Origin of the sequence: Salinisphaera aquimarina (genome assembly GCF_042643355.1) — a bacterium.
GTDB lineage: Bacteria > Pseudomonadota > Gammaproteobacteria > Nevskiales > Salinisphaeraceae > Salinisphaera > Salinisphaera aquimarina.
This window is the reverse complement of sequence record NZ_JBHRSS010000001.1, coordinates 183,994-203,563: the sequence shown is the minus strand read 5'-3', so window position 1 is coordinate 203,563 and position 19,570 is coordinate 183,994. Positions and strand designations below refer to the sequence as shown.

Here is a 19,570-nt window from a genome sequence, read left to right as displayed (position 1 = left end):
GGTCCGCATTGCTGCGGCACGGCCCGTCGCGCGACCGGTTATCCTATCGGTTTTGCGCCAGTCCCGCTGGCCAGACGTCTGTGCATGCCATGCCCAAAGTCACGGTCCTGATCCCCGTCTACAACCGCGTTCGCTTCATCGGCGACGCCATCGACAGCGTACTCGCGCAGACGTTCGACGATTTCGAACTGCTGCTGGTCGATGATGGCTCGACCGACGGCAGCCAGGACACGATTCGCGCCCACGCCGACCCGCGGATCCGGTTGATCGAAAACCCCCGCAATCTCGGCATCGCCGCGACCCGAAACCGCGGCATCGAGGCCGCGCGCGGCGAGTATCTGGCGTTTCTGGACAGCGACGACCGCGCCCTGCCCGATCGACTGGCCCGGCAGGTAGCCTTTCTGGACACGCACCCGGATTTCGCCGCGGTGGGCAGCTGGATCCGCTGGATCGACGACAGTGGGGCCACCCGCGGGCGCACCAAGCGCAAGGCCGCCGACCCCGATCAGATCGCCGCCGAACGCCTGTTCCGCTCCTGTCTCGAGAACTCCACCGCCACCGCGCGCACCGCTGTTCTCAAGGCCTATCCGCACCGCGAGGACTACCGGCTCGGCTCGGACTACGACCTGTGGGCCCGGATCGCCGCCGATTACCGTCTCGCGGCACTCCCGCAGGTGCTGGTCGAGCGCCGTCAGCACGACAGCCAGGCCAGCGACGAACGCAACCCCGACTACAAGCGCTGGCGGCTGGCCATTTTCGCCGACCAGCTCGACGCACTCGGCATCGATTTCGACGATCAGGACCTGGAGCATCATTACGTGCTGCGCCGGATGCACAAGGAAGCCTTTCGCCCCGACCACGCCTATCTGGACTGGACCGAATCCTGGTTCACCCGCCTGCGCGAGGCCAACGCCGCGCGCGGCCTGTATCCGGAGCCGGCGTTCTCGGCGGCGCTCGGTGCCTTCTGGAGTAAGACCTGCTGGTTTGCCCTGCCCCGCCTGGGCCCGGCGGCGCTGGTGCGCTTCATCCGCTCGCCGCTGCGTGCCACCATCTGGCCGGGCCTGCGCGAGGAAGCGCGCACGCGCCTGCGCCTGGGCACCTGATGCCACCGCCCCCTTCGACCGACCGGGTACGACTGGCTCTGTTCACCTCGGCCTTGACCGGCGGTGGCGTGCAACGTTCGCTGCGCAATCTGGCGGTCGCGCTCACGCAGGCCGGGTACCAGGTCGACCTGCTGGTCTGTCACGGCGACGACGCGCAGGCCGCGGCACTTGCCGACGCCGGCGTCCAGGTCATCACGCTGGCGCGGTCGGCGCCGCTGGTGGGGCGTGCACTGGCCTTGCGCGCCGACCCGGCAGGCCTCGGACCTCTGGCACCGACCGTGCTGCTGCCGCTCAAGACCTGGTCCAAGGTGCGCTATATCGCCGCCCTGCGCGACTATCTGAGCTCGGCGCGGCCGACCGGGCTGCTGGCGGCCATGACCCAGTGCAATCTGGTGGCGCTGTGGGCGCGCGCGCGCGCCGGCATCGACTGCCGTGTCGTGGTCAGCGAACGCAATATGCTGTCGAGCTTCGTCACTCGTCATGCCGGCAAATCGCGCTGGCGACATCTGCCGGCGCTGGTCGCACGCAGCTACCCACGTGCCGACGCGATTGTCGGTGTCTCCCAAGCAGTGGCGGACGATCTGGCCGAATGCAGCGGCCTGCCGCGCGCGACCATCACCACCGCGCCCAATCCCGTGGTCGACGACGCGCTGCGCCGCGCGGCAGGCAGCCGATCGGACCATCCCTGGTTTCGCGCCGGCGAGCCGCCGGTGATTCTCGGGGTCGGGCGTCTGCTCGAACAAAAGGATCCGGAGACGCTGCTACGTGCTTTTGCGCAACTGCGCCGCCGCCGGCCGGCCCGACTGATGCTGATCGGCGAAGGCCCGCTGCGCGCGGGGCTGGCAGCGCTGGCCGAAGAGCTCGGGGTGGCCGACGATGTCGCTCTGCCCGGCTGGGACGACAACCCGTTTTCGGCCATGGCCGCGGCCCGGGTGTTCGTGCTGCCGTCGAAGTGGGAAGGCCTGCCCGGCGTGCTCATCCAGGCGCTCGCCTGTGGCTGCCCGCCGGTGGCCACCGATTGCCCCGGCGGCAGCGCGGAAATTCTCGCGAACGGCGACTACGGCCAGCTGGTACCGATCGGCGACATCGACGCCATGGCCGGCGCGATCGAGGCCACGCTGGACTTGCCTCCGGACAGCGCCCGACTGATGGCCCGAGCGGAGGACTACTCGGCCGAGCGATCGGCCGCGCGCTACGCCCAACTGCTCATCGGAGCGCGGCCGCCCGCCGCTTGACTGGACTGAGCGCATGGCCGAATCCGTTTGCGGCCTGCGCTTGCCAGGCAACTCGGAGCAGGCCTACTTCGCCTTGAGATCCCGCCAGATCTGATGCACTTCGTGGAGCGGACTGGCCGGGTTCCAGCGCGCTTTCACGTTTTCGGCCCGCATATGATCGAACTCGGCCAGGAACGGGCCCAGATCGGTAACCGCCTGTTCGACCGCGGCCCAGCGCTCGATGAACTCCGGGGCATCCAGCGTTCGTTCATCGGCCGCCACCTCGTCGAGCAGGCTGTAGCCCTCGGCGGTCCAGCGATTGGCGGTGGGATCCGTGAGCAGATCAGCGCGGGTGAAGCGCGTACGCGGCTTGTCTTGCTTCAGGAACCGGGTCGCGTACTCGTGGATGCCGGCCTGCTCCGCCGCGCCGATCGGCAGGCCCAGGTCGCGCGCCACCCGGGCGAGCTGCGCCTGTGGATCGGCCATCAGCCGGTCGAAGTCGACGACGGTACGGAGACAGCCCGCGGTGCGGTGAAAATACGGCACCACGTTGACCAGCCATTCCATATCCGACCAGACCTGACGACCGCGCTGCGGATTGATCTGGCCGCGCGAGCGAGCCACGCTCAGGGGATTGCGCAGCGCGATGACATAGCGCACGTCCAGATCCAGGGCGTTGTGGATGCCTTCCCAGAACGGCATCGTGCGCAGGGTTCGCGAATACTTGTAGCCCCACAGCGGCGTGGCGCCGAAACGCGCGCCGAGGGTGGCGATTGCGCGCGCCTGGATGGCTTTCATGCGCGGCGTGTCGAATTCGGCGTCATCGAGCAGGCGTACGCTGTGTCCACGGATGCCCAGCGCCCGCTTGAGGCGTTTGCTGATCGCCAGCACATCGTTGTCTTCGAAGAAGCCGGTCGGGTTCTTGCCGCCCGGCCGACGCAGCTTGTCGCCCAGATCCACGCCGAGCGCGGCCAGCCCGCGCGTGATTGCGCTGGTACCGCTGCGGCCCGCGCCGAGTACCGCGATCACGGTGGAGCGATTCGGATCCGGCGGAGCCACGACGGTGTCGGTACGGGCAGCCGTCTCAGACGTCACGAATTTCCTCGCCCTTGAGGCGACCCTTGATCCGGCGCACGGCCGCGCGCACGCGGTCGTTGATGACCACGATGAAGACCTTGCGGTGCATGCCTTCCGGACAGGTGATCTCGCGCACACCGTGCCAGGACTTGGCCTGGCGCTGGAACAGCAGGCTGTAGTTGCCCATGCTCTCGCCCTGGTAGGCGTCGGGAAAATCCTCGAACTCCGGGGCGGACTTGCGATCGAACTTGCCGTGGTCGTCGAGGATCACAGTATCCCCGCCCCAACTCGCATCCCAGTTTTCGGGCGAACTGAAATAGAAGATATGCGACCCGAGCTTGCGCTGGGCATCGCAGTGCGGCGACACCGACGCCCCACGGGGCGCGTAGTGCCAGTGAAAATTCAGCTTGAACAGGCCCCGGCCGAACATGCGCTTGATGAAGTCGTGGTAGCGCTTGCCGCGCAGTTCGGCGATGAATTCGTGCCAGGCCGGGTCCAGATCGACATCGTCGCGGTATTCCAGCGCATAGCGATCGTGGGCCTTCTGGCCGTGCGAGCGTTGCATGCCGAAGGTCGGCGTCATCTGATCGGTGCTGGGCATATGCCCGAGCAGACGCTCATAGCCGGCGTCGGTCAGCAGGCCGGCCGGATTGATCCACGGATAGGGATCGGTCTGCTGGAAGCGTTTCGCTTCGATGGCTTCCAGGCGCTTGTAGTCGAGAAATTCCATGGCGAACACGATGTCCTTCAGGAAGAATGATTGGAGCACGGCGAATCGTTGCGCGATCGCCGATCGCCGGCGGACGGCGACACCGCCGTGTGCATCAACGCGCGGATCCGAGCCACGGTGCGGCCCATGTCGTCGGGTACCCGGCCGCGGGGACTGTCGCTGCCGACCAGGCCGCGTTCGACGAGCCCGCGATGAAAGGCCGCGAAATCGCGCCGCGGCTTGACCGCACCCCAGTAGATTAAACCGCGCCCGATGCGTTGTGCGAGTGCCGTCTGCGCCCCCCGCGCCCATACCGTCGGCCGCGCACGCGGCTGCCAGTCGAACAGCTCCACCGGACGACCGGTCGCACAGGCCTCGGCCGGCAGCGAGGCGCTGTCGGCGGTCACGATGAAACGATCGGCGAGCGCGAGAAAAGCCGGATAGGGATTGTCGGCGTCGTCGGCCTGCCATGCATAGCGGTACGACGGCCCACGGATCGCCTGCCACAGCGCCTGGGCGGCATCGGCGCGGGTCCGTTTGCTGGTCGTCACCAGCAGGCTGCCGCCGTGGCGCTCGGCGGTAGCGACCGCTTGCTCGGCCAGCTTTCGGGCGGTGGCCGGATCGAGACGATAGCTGGAACTGTCGCCGCCGACGAGTACTGCGATCCACGGTCGCGGCAAGTCCGAAAAACGCGGGCGCCAGCGTTGGGCGGCACGCTCCAGACGCGCCTGATCGAGCACGTTCAACGGCAGCGTGTTGTGCAGCACGTTGGGCGCGTCGGGCAGCCGAAACTGCGGCAGGGTCACGATAAGATCGAAATGATGCAGCGGCGCCTGCGCGTGCAACAGATGAACCAGGCGCGTATGTCCACCGGACTGGGCCTTGATCCAGCGTGCCACCGGCGCCGAACGCCGCGAAGCGGCAATGACCAGGTCGGGCCACGGCGGCGTCAGCGGGTCGGAGCGGGCCCGATCCACGGTACGCACGCTGGGGCCGAGCAGCACGCTGGGCACATGGTTGAGCCGGTTGTAGCGCAGTTGCAGGGTCTCGAACGGCCAGCCGAGTGCCTCGGCCAGCGCGCACATCTGGGCATTACCGCCGGCGCCTTCGCCCAGCAGCACCCACACGCGCGGGGCCGACGCGTCGTGAGCGCGGATATCAGCCACGGCGAACGTCGGGGGCCAGCCGTGCGCGAATCTCGCCTGCGAGCAGTTCGAGTTCGTTCCACGGCTGCGGCTGCCAGGTCTCCAGTACACCGTCGAAAACCCGCGCCAGACCCTGATCCTCGAGCGCGCCGTGCAACGCGGGCATATCCCGCCGCGGCAGGAACACCCGCTGCTCGATCAGGCGCGCGCTCAGATACTGCAGGCCCTGCTGGGGACGACGCGAGCCACGGGCGTTGTAGCGATCGGTCTGCGACTGGGTATGCATCCAGTCGGCAATACGCTGGCGCACAGAGGGCGCGCGTTCGGGCAACGGCAGGATATAGACGGGCTTGCCGGTGGCCACGGCTTCGGCAAGCATCGATTCGCTCTCACCGGTCACGACCAGAATATCGGCATGGGCCAGATAACCCAGGAACGGATTCTCGGCATCGGACGCCGCCCGCCAGGGCTCGAAAATGACACTCTCGTCACCACGCTGGGCAAGCGCGCGGGTGACCGCTTCGCCGGTACGGCGACTGGTGAGCACCGCCAGCGTGCCGCCTGCTGTGCGGGCGGCACTGTGGACTTCGTCGAGCATCCGGGCCGCGTGCTCGGCGTCCAGGCGATGCTGGGCGCTGGTACCGCCGACCAGCCAGGCAACGCGCGGCGTGGTGGCATCCTTGCCGAACACGTCCGGCCAGCGCCCTTCCGCCGCGGCCATGCGATCGGCGCCGACCTTGCTCGGCGGCAGCACCGTTTGCAGGTGCTGCGGGTGCGGGGTCAGACCGAAGTGCGGGCAGTCGATCGCCAGATCCTGTGTCTCGCCGACCGGCCCGCCGCGGCGCCCCATCAGGATGACCCGGGTATTACCCTGGTTCTGGTCCCGCACCCAGCGGGCCACCAGGCCCGGCAGCCAGCCCGAGGCGATGATCAGATCCGGCCACGGCGGGCGGATGGCATCCGACAGCCCGTGCGCGCCCACCGGCAGGCGTGCTCGCAGCGCGGCGAGCAATGTACGCGCCGGCGCGTGGGGAATCTCGCGCGTTTCGTAATCCCAGCCCAGGGCGTCGGCGATGCCGAGCGCCTGGCTGCGATGGCCCGTCTTGTGATGCTGAAGCACCCAGGTCGTCGGCGGCACGCGCAACAGCGCCCCACCCGACCAGTGAGCCGCCTGCGCGCCATACCTGCGGCGCTTGCGATGCACCACCAGATGCCAGTGGCGGTCCGGAAAACGCTGACCGGCGGCCGCGAGCTGCGCATACCACCAGTGCGGGTCGGCCGGACACAGGCGCGTTCGATCACTGCCCAGCGTCACGCTCACCACCAGCGCACGCGTCGCGCGGGCGAACAGCCGGTCCAGCAGCCAGGGAATATCCAGATCGGGCAGTTGCTCGAGGCCATCCGCGGCGACCACATCCACGCTGTCCCGGTTCGGATCGCGACCGCTTTCCTGTAGCGGCGTCGCCGTGTCGATACGCTCCACGCTCAAGCCGCTCTGATCGGCCAGCGTGCGCAGGGTCGCGGCCGAGGCGAAGCCGCAGTAGTACAACGATTGCGCCTCGGCGTCCTGGGCAAGCTCTCGAAACGCCTCGAGATCCGGCGTGAACTGCCGCCGGCGCTCATCGCTGACCGTGGCGGCATCGGCAAACTGCGGCGTCGGGTCCTCGGCATGAAACAGCTGGAAGCCGGCGGCATCCGCCTCCGCTTCGATGTTGAGCCACAGATCGCTGGCGACATTGGCCCGGTACACATAGTCGCCGGGCGTCGGCCGCCACGGCTGAGTATGAATCGTGGTGTAGTGAACCAGATGCGAGGTGGCCGGGGCATACTCCTCGTCACGGGCGTTCCAGCCGGCGTCGAGCTCGCCCCACAGGCCGTCCACGGCGCGCATGCGCGCTTCCAGTTCGCGGTTCTTGGTCGCCTTGGCGCTGTCCCAGTTCCACAGCGGCGCCATGCGGGCGCAGTCGATAAGCATGACCGAGGTATCGCGATCGTTGATCGACAGCACGCCGTGATCACCCATGGCCGTGTCGAACAACAATGCCGGATCCTTCAGATAGATCTGATCGGCGTCGTTGTAGATCGCCCGACCGTCACGCCCGGCCAGCTCCGGAATCGCGAAACGGTAGTTGGTGAAGCCGGTCAACCACAGGCGGCGCTCGAAACCCGCGAAGTCCTTCATCAGATGGATATCGTAGCGACGCGCCGGATCGCGCAGGCGCTCGATCGACCACACGAACGCCCGCTCCGCGCGGAACTGGGCCGATTCCGTGCCCAGATATATCCGTACCGGCGGCTTGTCGCTGGGCGTGACACCGGCCTTGGGCGCCAAGGTGATGCAGATAGTGCCGACCTGTGCCGCGCTTGGACGACGATTGTCGTCGCCGGCCAGAAACGAGGCCAGTACACGTTGCGATCGAACGGCCATGGACTAACGACTCCCCGGGATCGCGGCCCGTGGGGGCGCGATGATGGAAAAGATAACTGGAACCGACGACAACATCGCGGCTCAGCGCGCCTGAAGACGCTTGTAAACCGCCTTCGGCCAGCGGCGCTTGAGGCACAGCCACTGATCCGGACGATCGCGGATCCATTGCTCGAACAGGCGATTCAGCTGGCCGGTCATGTCCTGTACCCGCGCCTGCCGATCGGCGGCATCCGCACGGGCGCGGATCGGCGCGAACAGTTTGACCCGATAACGCGCACCGGGCAGACGCTCGGCGAGCACAGGCACCAGGTCGCAGTCATAGCGCAGCGCCAGCCGCGCCGGTGCGGTATTGGTCATCGCCGGCTCGTCGAAGAACGGCAGCGATTCGCCCGCGTCCATACGCGTGTCGGCGGTCAGGCCGATCGACTGCCCCTGATCGAGCGCCCGCATCAGCACGCGGATACCGCCATCACGCGACACCAGTGGCCCACCGAAGGCACGACGCATCGCGCCCAGCTTGCGGTCGACCAGCGGATTCTGCTCGGGCGCATAGATCACCGGAAGCGTGACCCCGTAATGCGGGCCGATCAGCGGGGTCAGCTGCCAGGCCCCCAGATGCGCGGTGACGAACACGCTGCGCTTGTCCGGGGTGGGCATGACCGCGCCCGGCTCCAGGGTGAATTCGATCCGTCGTTCGCGCTCGCGCCAGATCTGTTTCAGCGACGCCAGCTCCGCGATCGCCACGCCCAGATGACGATAGGAGTCGCGCATCAACTCCTCGAGCCGCGTGTCCGGCGTCTGCGGAAAAGCGACCGTCAGATTGCCCCGGACCTTGTCGGCGCGCGGGGTATAGGGACCGAAAAGGCCGAATACGAACGCGGCAAACCGCATCGACAAACGGATCGGCAGGCGCTTGAACAACTCGATCAGACCGCCGATGACGATGTATTCGACCCACCACACCAGTCGCTGGGGCAGCCGTACCGCCTTCTGCAGGCGCTGGGGAAGAAAATAATACCGAGCCATGTCGCGACCTCAGCTGCGCGCCGACCGCTGCCACGCCGACGCGATCGCGCGACGACCGACGGACTCGCGGGCATGCATCGTCACGGCGTCAGTGCCCCTGACCGGCCAGCACCGTCTCGCGATAGCGCTGTTCCCAGGCGCGTTGATTGCGCATCGCGTCCTTGAAATAGGCCGTGCGCCGCAGCACCGAGATCATTGCACGCGAAACCGCGCGCCCGGCGGGCCCCATGGGCCGCTCGATATCGAACAACAGCACCGCCCGCTCTTCGCTGGTTTCGTTCCAGACTTCGTGCGGATAGGTATCGTCAAAGAAGAACATTTCGCCTTCGCCCCAGCGCATCGGCTGATCATCGATTTCGATCAGGCAACGTTCCGGGCCCTTGGGTACGCGCAGGCCGAGATGACAGCGCACCAGCCCCTTGGTGACGCCGCGATGACGCGGAATATGCTTGCCGGGTGCGAGAATGGAGAAGAAGGCATTGGAAATATTGGGCAGCTTCTCGAGCGCCGCCGCGGTTTTCGGACACATCTCGCAGCCGAAATCCATGCGCGTGCCAAAGCCGTAGAGCATGAACGTCTTCCAGCGCGCATCGCTGGAGATACGCGCCTGATCCGGGCTGATTTCCTGAAAGCTCGGCAAGGCGGCGCGATGTTCGAGCAAGGCCTCGAGTTCGTCACGGATCTCGGGCCACTGCACCCGCAGTTCTTCCGCCCAGGGAAACAAGGCGTTGTCGAGCACCGGCTGGTCCGGAATCTTCGACTGCTTGGAGAGAAACTCGAGGAGCGTGCCGCGAAAGAGTTTCTTGCCGAAACGCTTGACGAGTTTGCGGCGCTTGTCGCCGGATTGATCTGCTTGGGTCGCCATGGGATTGCCTTTCTGGAAAAGGGATGCTCGAAAAGTGATCGGGATCATGCCGGCGGTTCGTTTCGGCGCGTCCCGGCCGTGCGGCCGCGCCCGGCCAGCAGCCACTCGTCGATACCGAATGGTAGCAGCCGCGTCAGGCCAATCGCGAGCGCCAGCGACCAGGGAAATATCAGCCGCCGCCGGCGCGCCAGGATCGCGTTTTCCATACGCGCGGTCGCCACCTCGAGATCCACCCGGAACGGCTTGCCGCGCGAGCCGCCGGGCTTTTTCGGTTTGGGGCGCACGAAGCCCGGCATCAACAGGGTAACGGCAATGCCATGCCCACGCAGATCGATACGCAAGCTGTCCATGAGATTGGCCAGCCCGCCCTTGGCCGCCGAATAGGCCGCGGCACTCGGCAGGCCGCGACAGCCCGCGAGGCTACCGGTCGCGACCAGATGCCCGTCGCCGCGGGCAAGCATGCCCGGCAGCACCGCGGCGACGGCATTGGCCACGCCGACGAGATTGAGTCGGACCACCGACTCGAAAACGCCGGCGTCGAATTGCGTCGCATCCGTGGGCTCGCCACCGCCCGCGTTGGCGACCAGACGCGTGACCGGTCCCAGCTGGGATTCCGCGATGTCCACGGCGTTTGCGAGCGCGACCCGATCAGTGACGTCGCAGGGCAGGGCCAGCGCCTTGCCACCGGCCGCTTCGATTTCCATCACCAGACTGGCCAGCAACTCGTCGCGCCTCGCGACCAGCGCCATTGCCTCGCCGCCGGCCGCCAGCCGGCGCGCGAGACTGCGACCGATGCCGGACGAGGCGCCGGTGAGCAGGGTCACGCCCATGGCAACACACCACTACGGGCGGAATGTTCGGACAACAGAGCATGGTCGCTACGCATGGAATCGTTCAACCGGCGGCCGCTGCCCGGCATCGTCCTTGAGCGCGCTGAACGACGCGATCAGGTGATCGATCTGTGCGTCGCTGTGAGCCGCGCTCAGGCTGCACCGCACCAGACACCAGCCGTTCGGGGTCGCCGGCGGCAGCATGAGGTTCACGTACACACCGTGATCGAGCAGTCCCTGCCAGAAGGTCAACGCCTGTTCGGGGGTATCGAACATGGCTGCGACGACGGGGCCGGGCTCGGCGCCGAGACGAAAATCCTGGGCCACGAGTGCGTCGTGCAGCCGGTGGGCATTGCGCCAGAGCTGCTCACGCAGTTGCGGCGCGGCGCGCAGACGCGCGAGCGCGGCACGCGTCGAGGCGATCACCGACGGCACCGGCGACGCGGTGAATATATACGGCCGGCTGGCATAGCGGACCACGTCGAGCGCGTCGTGGCGACTCACGCAGTAGCCACCGGCAGCGCCCAGGCTCTTGCTGAAAGTGCCGACGATGAAATCCACCTGGTCGAGCACTCCGTCGGCCTCGGCGACGCCGCTGCCGGTCTCGCCGCAGATGCCCAGCGAGTGCGCTTCGTCGACATAGATGAGCGCGCCGTGGCGATGTGCGACTTCGCACAGCGCCGCCAGCGGGGCGCGGTCGCCGAGCATGCTGTAGATGCCTTCGACCACCACCAGTGCATCGGTCGCACGTTCGCCCAGACGCCGCAGGCGCTTGTCCAGATCGGCAGCGTCGTTGTGGCGAAAACGCAGGGTTTCGGCGCCGCCGAGCTTGACGCCGTCGTAGATGCTGGCATGGCAGTCGGCGTCGAGCATGACCACGTCGCGCGGCCCCGCCAGCGCCGAGAGCATGCCCAGATTCGCCTGATAGCCGGTCGAGAACACGATCGCCTGGCCCACGCCGTAGAACTCGGCGAGTTCACGTTCAAGGGCCAGATGCCCGGCGTAGGAGCCGTTGGCCATGCGCGAACCGGTCGTGCCGGTGCCTTCGCGCCGGACCGCGTCGGCCCCGGCGTCCACACAGGCGGCATCGAAGGTCAGGCCCAGATAGTTGTTGCTACCGGCCAGGATCGTGCGCTTGCCGCGCACCATGGCTTCGGTGGCAGACAGGATCTGATCGATGGGCACGCCGAGCGGATCGACCCCGGTGGCGGCGATCCGCCGGCGCACGTCGGCGATGGGCGCGAACTTGTCGAAGATACTCATGCGGCGACCTGCGCCAGCGCCTTGACCAGATCGTCCACGGTCTGCACGTCGGGCAGCAGATTCAGCGGAATCGCCATATCCAGCTGATCTTCCATATCCATGACCATTTCCATGGTTTGCATCGAATCCAGCCCCAGATCGTCGACAAGCAGACTGTCCGGCTCGATCGTCTTGCCGGCCGGCACATACGCCGCGAGCAGCGTACGCAGCTCGCCGTAGATATCGTCGTAACTCGCCATTGAACTTGCCTCGTCGTTTTGCCTGCCGCTCTATTCTACGCGGCCCGGCCCCAGCCACAGGTCGTTTTCAGACCCGCCGCCAGATCGACCTGCGGCGCCCAGTCGAGCATCTGCTGCAGCGGGCGGTTGTCGCAGACCCAGTCGGCATGGCGCAGTTCCTGTAGCTTGCCCGGTGTCAGCATGGGCGCATACCCAAGCCAGCGCGACATGCGCGTGTTCACCCAGGCCACACCATCGAGCGCCGCGCCGGGCACCGGTATTCTACGGATACGACGTTCGAGCAGCGTTTCCGCGGTCCGCACCACCTCGTCCCAGCTATAGCCACGTGCGCTCGCGTCGCCAATTTCATACACCCCACCGGCACGTTCGGATGCATTCAGCCAGGCGACAATCGCCGCCGCGAGATCGTCCACATAAAGCAGCGACACGCGCGCATCCGGGGCGCCGGGCAACGGGGCCAGGCCGCGGGCAAAGGCATCGAACAGCGGCTTGAGTTCGGTATCGCCGGGGCCGTAGACCGCCGGCGGACGCAACACGAGACAGTCCAGCGGGATATCGGTCTCCGCGAGCAGCGCTTCCATGGCCTGCTTGCTGCGCGCGTAGTCCGACAACTGCGGCTCACGCGCGGCCAGCGAGGACAGCGCCACCAGCGGCAGGTGGCGACCCGCCATCGCCGCGATCAGATTCTCGGTGCCGGCGACGTTGATCTCGGCGAAGTCGGCATAACACGAACCCCGCACCGCGCCCGCGCAGTGCACGACCGCATCGACGCCGGCCACGAGTTCATCGAGTGCCGCAGGCTCTGCCAATGAGCCGACGGTCACCTCGAGCCCCTGATCACGCAGCCGACCGGCCCAGCTGTCGGTACGCGTCAGTGCCCTGACCTGCCAGCCTTCGGCGGCGAGCGCACGGGTGACGGTCGAGCCGATGAAGCCGGAGGCGCCGGTGACCGCGACGCGGGGCGCCAAAGCGTCAGCCTGCCTGGCGATCGCTATCGTGATCGGCGTCCGCCGTGCTGCCCACATCCGCCGGGCGGCGGCGCTCATGCACCCGCTCCTGCAGACGCGCAATATAGTCGCGACGCGCGCCAGCACGCGAGAGCTTGCCCGACGACGTCCGCGGCAGCGTATGCGGCGCCACTGCCTCGACCAGGCACTCCACGCCGAATTCACGCCGAATCAGGCCTTCCAGGCGCTTGATCAAGGCATTGCGTGCTTCGGCCTCGCGCGCCCGGCACTGCACGACCACGACGGCGGCATCCGAACCCACCGCCGACGGCGCGGCAAAGGCCAGTGCATCGCCCGGGCGCAGTTCCGGTTGCTGCTCGGCCAGCCATTCCAGATCCTGCGGCCAGATATTGCGGCCGTTGACGATGATCAGATCCTTGGCACGACCGGTGATCACAATACGCCGGCCGATCCGATAGCCGAGATCGCCGGTGTCCAGCCAGCCGTCGTCGGAAAGCGATTTGCGCGTCTGCTCGGGGCTGCCGAAATAGCCCGACATCACGCTAGGACCGCGCACCTTGATCGCACCGACGCGCCGATCGCCCAACGGGTGACCCTCGCCGTCGAGAATCTCGAAGTCGTATTCCGGCAGCACCTCGCCGCAATCGACGAAGGTGTTGGTCCGTTCGACCTGCTGGGCATCGGCCGGCTCGGCAATCTGTTGCGTGGCGAGCTTCTCGGCGTCGACGGTGTCGATTTCCAGGCCGGTATCGAGCGGCGCGAAGCTGATCGCCAGCGAGCACTCGGCCATGCCGTAACAGGCCAGGAACGCGCGCGAATCGAAACCCGCCGGCGCCAGCGTCTCGGCGAACCGGTTGAGCGACGTCGGGCGGATGGTCTCGGCCCCGGCGCCGGCGATACGCCAGCTGCTCAGATCGAAATCGGTGGCACCGTGACGGATACGGCGCGCGCACAGCTCGTAGCCGAACGACGGGCTGAAGGCGATGGTGCCGCGGTTGCGGCTGATCAGACTCAGCCACTGGCGCGGGCGCATGGCGAAATCGCGGGTCGCGAGATAGTCCACCGAGCGCTGCGAGGTGAGCGCCGCCAGCATGAAGCCGACCAGGCCCATGTCGTGGTAGAGCGGCAGCCAGGACACCAGCCGATCGTCCTCACGCATCTGTACGCCCAGGCGCAGGATGCTGGTCAGATTCTGCATGACCTGCGCCTGGGTGATGATCACGCCGCGCGGAAACTGGGTGCTGCCCGAGGTGAACTGCAGATACGCGGTCGCGGACACCTCCGGCAACGGCGGCAACGTATCGGCCTCGGGCAAGTTCTGGAGCGTCTCGAAACTACCGATATGGCGTAGGGGATGTCCCTCGGCGGCTTTTTCCAGGAATGCCATGAAATCTTCGGGCGCGAACGCAGCCGCCGCATCGCAGCCGCCAAGCAGGCCGCTCAACTGGCGGATATATGCGTCGCGACTGCCCAGGCCCACGGTCACGGGCAGCGGCACCGGCACCAGGCCCACGTACTGGCAAGCCCAGAAGCAATCCATGAAGCCCGGCACCGTATCCGCAACCAGCGCGACGCGATCGCCGGGTTCGAGCCCGAGACCGATCAGCCGGCGCGCGGTCGCCAGCGCCCGCGTGCGCAGTTCCCGATACGACAACGGCGCGACGAGATCACCCCGGCCGTTATAGAAATTGAACCCGGTCTCCCCTTGGGCTGCGTAATCCAGCGCATCCGCGAGCCTGGAAAAATCGCCGTGACGCATCGGTAGTCGATGCTGTGTGGGGGTTGGCATCATGTTCCGGATTCCTGATTAAAAGCTGTCTCGCACGGATCGGTGGGCGCGATCGGCGATCGGGATCGCGCACAGCGCGCGGATCGGGTCCACCAGGTGGCGCGCGCCCGGTTCAATGACCGGTACCGGTCGAGAAGGTTCGCCCGCTCGGACCATCCGGCGCGCGCGAACCTGGACAGCCCGCGGGCGCAGGTCGCGTGCCGACAACCGTTTTTATGACCGTGCATCTGACATATATTTTATCGAGAATACCGCAAGTTGGCACGCAATATAACCGCAATGCCCGGAGAGACTGAAAAAACACGCGTTCACGATGGCCATGAGCGACGATCGCGCGGGTTTCAAACCCCGGCACGCCGAATCCTGCCGCTTGAGTGCATCATGAAAAACGCATACCGTTTTCAACCTTTGCTTTAGGGTAAGTTTAACGGTTTTTCCACCTACTTCCGTTAACAAAATATAACGGTCGTGTCGGGATTTTTTTAAACCTGCGCGCGACATTGCCTCAATATCCCGCACCCACGACAATGAGTTGAATCGGCCATGGCGATATCCGTGAAATCGGACAGGGAAATCAGCATTACCGCGGTCGACGGCCGCAAGGCTCGTGGGCGGTTCATCGACGTGCCCGCGCGTATATTTCGTGATGATAACGCCTGGCGTGCGCCGCTGCGCATCGAACGCCAGATGCATCTGTCGCCAAAACAGAATCCGGCGTTCGAGCATCTGGAATTCCAGGCCTGGCTGGCATGGCAGGACGGCGAATGCGTCGGCCGCATCAGCGCCCAGATCGATAGTCTGCGCAAGCCGATCCACGGTGACGATGTCGGTTATTTCGGCATGCTCGACGCGCCCGACGACACGGCCGTTTTCAGCGCCCTGGTCGAAACCGCGGAAAGCTGGCTGTGCGAACGCGGCATGCGCGCGGTGCACGGCCCGTTCAATCTGACCATCAACGAGGAATGCGGCCTGCTCGTCGATGGTTTCGACACCCCGCCGATGGTGATGATGGGGCATGCACGGCCCTACTACGCGCAGCAACTGACGCGGCTGGGCTACGCCAAGGCAATCGATCTGCACGCGTACTGGATCAACCTCGATTTCGAGCATCCGCGCGTGATGCAGCGTCTGCTCGCGCGCTATGCAAAGCGTGTGACGGTACGGCCGATCAATGGCAAGAAGTTCGTCGAGGAGCTGGATATCATCCGCGACATGTTCAACGACGCCTGGGCCAACAACTGGGGGTTCGTGCCGCTCACCGAAGAAGAGTTCCGAGACATGGGCAAGACGCTCAAGCTGCTGCTGCCCAACGAACTGGTCCAGATTGCCGAGGTCGACGGCGAGCCGGCGGCCTTCATCGTCGGCCTGCCCAACCTCAACGAAGCGGCGCGCGATCTCAACGGTCGTCTGTTCCCGGCCGGGCTGATGAAGCTGTTGTGGCGGCTCAAGGTCCGTTTTCCCGAGACCTCTCGCGTACCGCTCATGGGCGTGCGCCAGCGCTATCAGGGCGGCCCGCTGGGCGCGGCCCTGGCCTATTGCGTAATCGGTGCGCTGCAGACCGAACTCTATGCGCGCGGGGCCCGCGGTTGTGAGCTGTCGTGGATTCTGGAGTCGAACAAGGGCATGCGCGATATCATCGAAAGCATCGGCGGCGATGTCTACAAGACCTACCGTATCTACGAAAAACCGCTGTGACGAGAACGCGTGCCTACGCGGCCATCGTGCTCGCCGGCGACCGCGGTCCGGACGACCCGATTGCCGCGGCGACCGGCGCGCCCTGCAAATCGCTGAGTCCGGTGGGCGGCATCGCCCTGCTCGAACGTGTGCTGGAGACGCTGCGCGACACGCCCCGGATCGGATCGATCATCGTGGTCGGCCCCGCGCGCACGATGTTCGCCGATGACAGCCATGCCGCGGCACAACTCGACACCCTGCTACAAATGCCCGGCGTGCAGTGGGTCGCACCCGCCGATTCACCGAGCGCGAGCGCGGCAGGGGCGCTGGCGCTGCTCGAACCCGACCAGCCGGCGCTGCTCACCACCGCCGATCACGCGCTGCTGAGGCCGTCGATGATCGCGCCGCTGCTGGCGGCCGAGGGCAACGATCTGTCGGTGGGCATGGTCGAATATGCCGCCGTGCGCGCCGCCTACCCGCATAGCCGGCGCACCGCGATCCGGCTGGGCCGAGGCGATGGCTACTGTAGCTGCAACCTGTTCGCGATTCATACCGCGGCCGGCCGGCAACTGGTGTCGGACTGGCGCCGCGTCGAGCGTGAACGCAAGAACCCGGCGCGCGTGGTCGCCGGCATGCTCGGCTGGATGGGCGTGCTGCGCTATGCCCTGCATCGGCTGACGCTGGCCGACGCCTTCTCCCGTCTGTCCCGGCGCAGGCGCGTGAACGTAAGCGCCGTGCTGCTGTCCGAGCCGGAGGCCGCGATCGATGTCGATTCGCTGGCCGATCTGCGGCTCGTCGAGTCGATTCTGGCCACGCGTCTGGCCGCGTTCGCCGGTAACCGCCCCGTCGATACAACGTAATACAAGATGAACCTCACCGATCCGCCCGTCTGCGAATGCTTCGATACCGTACGGTCTCGCCCGCGTTGATCGGCGTCGACGCACGCTGTATCGGCCCATCAACGCGGCGGTGCTGACATGCTGACCGTATCCGACCGCTATCTCCTGCGCGCGGTGTTCTGGCCCTGGCTCGCGGTGACCGCGGCGCTGGCCGCGATCTTCGCCAGTTACAGCGTGACGCGCTACCTGGCCGAAGCCGCCCAGGGCCAGCAGGCGATGCGCTTCGTCGCCGAGATGATCGGCTTGCGCGTGGTCGTGGCACTCGAGGTACTGCTGCCGCTGGGTCTGTACCTGGGTATCATCATCGGTCTCGGCCGTCTCTACGCAGACAGCGAGATGATTGCATTGCAGGCCGGCGGCCTCGGCCGGTCGCGCATGCTCCGGCCACTGCTGGCGTTCGCGCTGGTGGTGAGCGTGCTGGTCGCCGCGTTGTCGCTGTACGGACGCCCCTGGGCCTACGGCAAGCTCTACGCCGTGGAAGTCGCCGCCGAAGCACGCCTGGACCTGAACGCCATTACCCCGCGGCGGTTCTATACCAGCGACGATGCCGCCATCTACGCCAACAGCAAGTCCGATAACGGGCACCAGCTGAACGACGTATTCGCCCGTTTCATCGATGACGAGCGCCGCGTCGTCATCCGCGCTGCCCATATGCGCCGCTCCACTGACGCCGATGGCGCACCGACACTGGATTTTCGCGACGGTCATCTCTATCAGCTGGACATGCAGGGCCCGAACGATCGGGTGGTCGGCTTCGGCAAGCTGCAGTGGCATCTGGCGCCGTCCAGCCGCGTGGTCGGCTACAAGCGCAAGGCCGCATCCAGCGCTTCGCTGCTTCAGATGACCGATCGCGACGATATCGCCGAACGCCAGTGGCGTTATTCTCGGCCGGTCGCGGTGATCTTTCTGGCGTTGCTGGGCATCGTGTTCGCGCGTTCGACGCCGCGCCGGGGGCGTGCCGGCAACATGGTCGCCGCCGCGGTGAGTTTCGCCTTGTACTACGGGCTGGCAAGCGTCGCGCGCAGCTGGGTGGAACAGGGTGTGGTGGCGATCATTCCAGGCGTGTACTGGGTCGACGCGCTGGTCGGCGCCATTGCCTGCGTTCTGCTGTTTCGTCGGCGCTCGAGCTACTGATGCGCCTCTACGAACGCTATATCCACGCCGAACTGCTGCGCGCCTGGGTCGTGGTCAATCTCATGCTGCTCGGGTTGTTCGGCTTCTTCGATCTGTCGGTGCAGCTGGACGACGTCGGCCAGGGCAACTACAGCACTTTCGACGCCGTGGCCTTCACGCTGCGCCAACTGCCGCAGCGGCTGGTCGAGCTGACCCCGTTCGCGACCCTGCTCACCGTGGTCATTGCCCTGGGACTGATGGCCAGCCGCCACGAACTGGTCGTCCTGCGCGGCGCCGGGCTGTCTCCGGCCCGTATCGCCGGCACCGTGTTCAAGGCCGGCGTGGCACTGCTCGTGATCATGCTGTGTGTGCAATCGTTCGTGGCGCCGCCGCTGCTGCAGCGAGCGCAACAGATGCGGGCAAGCGCGATCATCGGCGGCAGCATCGCCGACGACGCCAGTTTCTGGCTACGCGCCCGCAACGGCGTCGTCCACATCGGCGCGCTGGAAAATGCGCGGGTACCGGTACAGATCGAGATATTCGAGTTCGGCGCGGACGCGACCCTGACCCGTTATCTGCACGCCGCGCGCGCGGATATCCCCTTGTCCGGGCCCTGGCGGCTGCAGCAGGTGACGGTCAAAAGCTTCAACCCCCGCGGCGACACCACCGCGCAGCGCGCCACGCTGGCGTGGTCGCCCACCCTCTACGAGCGCCAGCTGGCGGTACTCGACCGGTCGCCCGAGAGCCTGTCGCCGCTGTCGCTGTATCGCTACAGCCGCTATCTGCAGACCCATGATCAGGACGCTCAGCGTTTTCGCGTCGCGCTGTGGCAAAAGCTCGCCATGCCGCTGACCGCGATCGCCATGCTGCTGCTGGCCATGCCGCTGGTCTTCGCTAATCCCCGCGGTGCCAATTTCGGGCTCCGGGTCGCGGTCGCCGCCGGCATCGGCCTGCTCGCTTATGCATCGATGCAGGCGGTCGGCAATCTCGCGTTCGTGCTGGGGCTGTCGGCGCCGTTGTGCATGCTCACCCCGGGGTTGCTGCTATGCGTGGTCGCGGTGCTCTGGCTCAGACGCGTGGGATGAGGCATGCGCGTGGGTCCATCCGGGGCACATGCGTTACCATCGGCGCCTTGACCCCCCGACCCGCAAGCTGCGGCCCATGCTCGACGCCCGCTCTCCCCGCGCCGATGACCGGCGCCCGCCGACGGCATCTGCTGTCGTGTGCC

17 protein-coding genes are annotated in these 19,570 nt (G+C 66.6%); 6 read left to right on the top strand and 11 right to left on the bottom strand.

What is annotated here, in order from left to right; all coding sequences use genetic code 11:
• Positions 1–89: 89 nt before the first annotated feature.
• Entirely contained in the window at positions 90–1,103 is a 1,014-nt protein-coding gene (locus ACFOSU_RS00940; RefSeq protein ID WP_380685530.1) for a glycosyltransferase family 2 protein, read from the top strand.
• Positions 1,103–2,338: a glycosyltransferase gene (locus ACFOSU_RS00935; protein WP_380685528.1), complete on the top strand. Its 1,236-nt coding sequence runs from the start codon at positions 1,103–1,105 to the stop codon at positions 2,336–2,338. The genes ACFOSU_RS00940 and ACFOSU_RS00935 overlap by 1 nt, the downstream gene beginning before the upstream one ends.
• Positions 2,339–2,401: 63 nt before the next feature.
• On the opposite strand, the gene ACFOSU_RS00930 is transcribed toward ACFOSU_RS00935, so the two are convergent.
• From ACFOSU_RS00930 to ACFOSU_RS00880, 11 genes are all read right to left on the bottom strand, one after another.
• Positions 2,402–3,412, bottom strand: a complete 1,011-nt coding sequence (locus ACFOSU_RS00930) for a sulfotransferase family protein (RefSeq protein WP_380685526.1) — start codon at positions 3,410–3,412, stop codon at positions 2,402–2,404.
• Entirely contained in the window at positions 3,402–4,163 is a 762-nt protein-coding gene (locus tag ACFOSU_RS00925; protein WP_380685524.1) for a hypothetical protein, read from the bottom strand. The genes ACFOSU_RS00930 and ACFOSU_RS00925 overlap by 11 nt, the downstream gene beginning before the upstream one ends.
• Positions 4,142–5,269 (bottom strand): mitochondrial fission ELM1 family protein, encoded by a 1,128-nt coding sequence (locus ACFOSU_RS00920; RefSeq protein ID WP_380685521.1) that lies wholly within the window; start codon positions 5,267–5,269, stop codon positions 4,142–4,144. Before ACFOSU_RS00920 ends, ACFOSU_RS00925 begins: the two co-directional genes overlap by 22 nt.
• Positions 5,262–7,676 (bottom strand): ELM1/GtrOC1 family putative glycosyltransferase, encoded by a 2,415-nt coding sequence (locus tag ACFOSU_RS00915; protein ID WP_380685519.1) that lies wholly within the window; start codon positions 7,674–7,676, stop codon positions 5,262–5,264. The genes ACFOSU_RS00920 and ACFOSU_RS00915 overlap by 8 nt, the downstream gene beginning before the upstream one ends.
• Before the next feature lie 81 nt (positions 7,677–7,757).
• Complete coding sequence (locus ACFOSU_RS00910; RefSeq protein ID WP_380685516.1) at positions 7,758–8,702, bottom strand: lysophospholipid acyltransferase family protein; 945 nt, start codon at positions 8,700–8,702, stop codon at positions 7,758–7,760.
• Between the two features lie 88 nt (positions 8,703–8,790).
• The gene (locus tag ACFOSU_RS00905) at positions 8,791–9,567 is read right to left on the bottom strand and encodes an aspartyl/asparaginyl beta-hydroxylase domain-containing protein (protein ID WP_021031276.1); all 777 of its coding nucleotides are present in this window, start codon (positions 9,565–9,567) and stop codon (positions 8,791–8,793) included.
• Between the two features lie 44 nt (positions 9,568–9,611).
• Positions 9,612–10,397, bottom strand: a complete 786-nt coding sequence (locus ACFOSU_RS00900; RefSeq protein WP_380685514.1) for an SDR family NAD(P)-dependent oxidoreductase — start codon at positions 10,395–10,397, stop codon at positions 9,612–9,614.
• Positions 10,398–10,445: 48 nt separating this feature from the next.
• Positions 10,446–11,660, bottom strand: coding sequence for a serine palmitoyltransferase (gene spt / locus ACFOSU_RS00895; protein ID WP_380685512.1), 1,215 nt, complete (start codon positions 11,658–11,660; stop codon positions 10,446–10,448).
• Entirely contained in the window at positions 11,657–11,899 is a 243-nt protein-coding gene (locus ACFOSU_RS00890; protein ID WP_006913137.1) for an acyl carrier protein, read from the bottom strand. The genes spt and ACFOSU_RS00890 overlap by 4 nt, the downstream gene beginning before the upstream one ends.
• A 35-nt stretch (positions 11,900–11,934) precedes the next feature.
• Positions 11,935–12,867 (bottom strand): NAD-dependent epimerase/dehydratase family protein, encoded by a 933-nt coding sequence (locus ACFOSU_RS00885; RefSeq protein WP_380685509.1) that lies wholly within the window; start codon positions 12,865–12,867, stop codon positions 11,935–11,937.
• A 4-nt stretch (positions 12,868–12,871) separates the two neighbouring features.
• A complete protein-coding gene (locus tag ACFOSU_RS00880; protein ID WP_380685506.1) occupies positions 12,872–14,659 on the bottom strand; it encodes a fatty acyl-AMP ligase in 1,788 nt (595 codons plus the stop codon).
• A 540-nt stretch (positions 14,660–15,199) separates the two neighbouring features.
• On the opposite strand from ACFOSU_RS00880, the gene ACFOSU_RS00875 reads away from it, so the two are divergent.
• The 4 genes from ACFOSU_RS00875 to lptG all read left to right on the top strand — a co-directional run bounded on the left by ACFOSU_RS00875 (position 15,200) and on the right by lptG (position 19,427).
• A complete protein-coding gene (locus tag ACFOSU_RS00875) occupies positions 15,200–16,351 on the top strand; it encodes an N-acetyltransferase (protein WP_380685504.1) in 1,152 nt (383 codons plus the stop codon).
• Positions 16,348–17,190 carry an NTP transferase domain-containing protein gene (locus ACFOSU_RS00870; protein ID WP_380685502.1) on the top strand — a complete coding sequence of 281 codons (843 nt, stop codon included), beginning with the start codon at positions 16,348–16,350 and terminating at the stop codon, positions 17,188–17,190. The genes ACFOSU_RS00875 and ACFOSU_RS00870 overlap by 4 nt, the downstream gene beginning before the upstream one ends.
• A 117-nt stretch (positions 17,191–17,307) precedes the next feature.
• A complete protein-coding gene (gene lptF, locus ACFOSU_RS00865) occupies positions 17,308–18,363 on the top strand; it encodes an LPS export ABC transporter permease LptF (protein WP_380685497.1) in 1,056 nt (351 codons plus the stop codon).
• Positions 18,363–19,427, top strand: coding sequence for an LPS export ABC transporter permease LptG (gene lptG, locus ACFOSU_RS00860; RefSeq protein ID WP_380685494.1), 1,065 nt, complete (start codon positions 18,363–18,365; stop codon positions 19,425–19,427). Before lptF ends, lptG begins: the two co-directional genes overlap by 1 nt.
• Positions 19,428–19,570: the final 143 nt, after the last annotated feature.

Bases quoted from the DNA above. Each gene is read 5' to 3' on its own strand.
- ACFOSU_RS00940 (WP_380685530.1), top strand. From the start codon at position 90: ATGCCCAAAGTCACGGTCCTGATCCCCGTCTACAACCGCGTTCGCTTC.
- ACFOSU_RS00935 (WP_380685528.1), top strand. From the start codon at position 1,103: ATGCCACCGCCCCCTTCGACCGACCGGGTACGACTGGCTCTGTTCACC.
- ACFOSU_RS00915 (WP_380685519.1), bottom strand. From the start codon at position 7,676: ATGGCCGTTCGATCGCAACGTGTACTGGCCTCGTTTCTGGCCGGCGAC.
- ACFOSU_RS00910 (WP_380685516.1), bottom strand. From the start codon at position 8,702: ATGGCTCGGTATTATTTTCTTCCCCAGCGCCTGCAGAAGGCGGTACGG.
- ACFOSU_RS00905 (WP_021031276.1), bottom strand. From the start codon at position 9,567: ATGGCGACCCAAGCAGATCAATCCGGCGACAAGCGCCGCAAACTCGTC.
- ACFOSU_RS00900 (WP_380685514.1), bottom strand. From the start codon at position 10,397: ATGGGCGTGACCCTGCTCACCGGCGCCTCGTCCGGCATCGGTCGCAGT.
- spt (WP_380685512.1), bottom strand. From the start codon at position 11,660: ATGAGTATCTTCGACAAGTTCGCGCCCATCGCCGACGTGCGCCGGCGG.
- ACFOSU_RS00890 (WP_006913137.1), bottom strand. From the start codon at position 11,899: ATGGCGAGTTACGACGATATCTACGGCGAGCTGCGTACGCTGCTCGCG.
- ACFOSU_RS00880 (WP_380685506.1), bottom strand. From the start codon at position 14,659: ATGATGCCAACCCCCACACAGCATCGACTACCGATGCGTCACGGCGAT.
- ACFOSU_RS00875 (WP_380685504.1), top strand. From the start codon at position 15,200: ATGGCGATATCCGTGAAATCGGACAGGGAAATCAGCATTACCGCGGTC.
- lptF (WP_380685497.1), top strand. From the start codon at position 17,308: ATGCTGACCGTATCCGACCGCTATCTCCTGCGCGCGGTGTTCTGGCCC.
- lptG (WP_380685494.1), top strand. From the start codon at position 18,363: ATGCGCCTCTACGAACGCTATATCCACGCCGAACTGCTGCGCGCCTGG.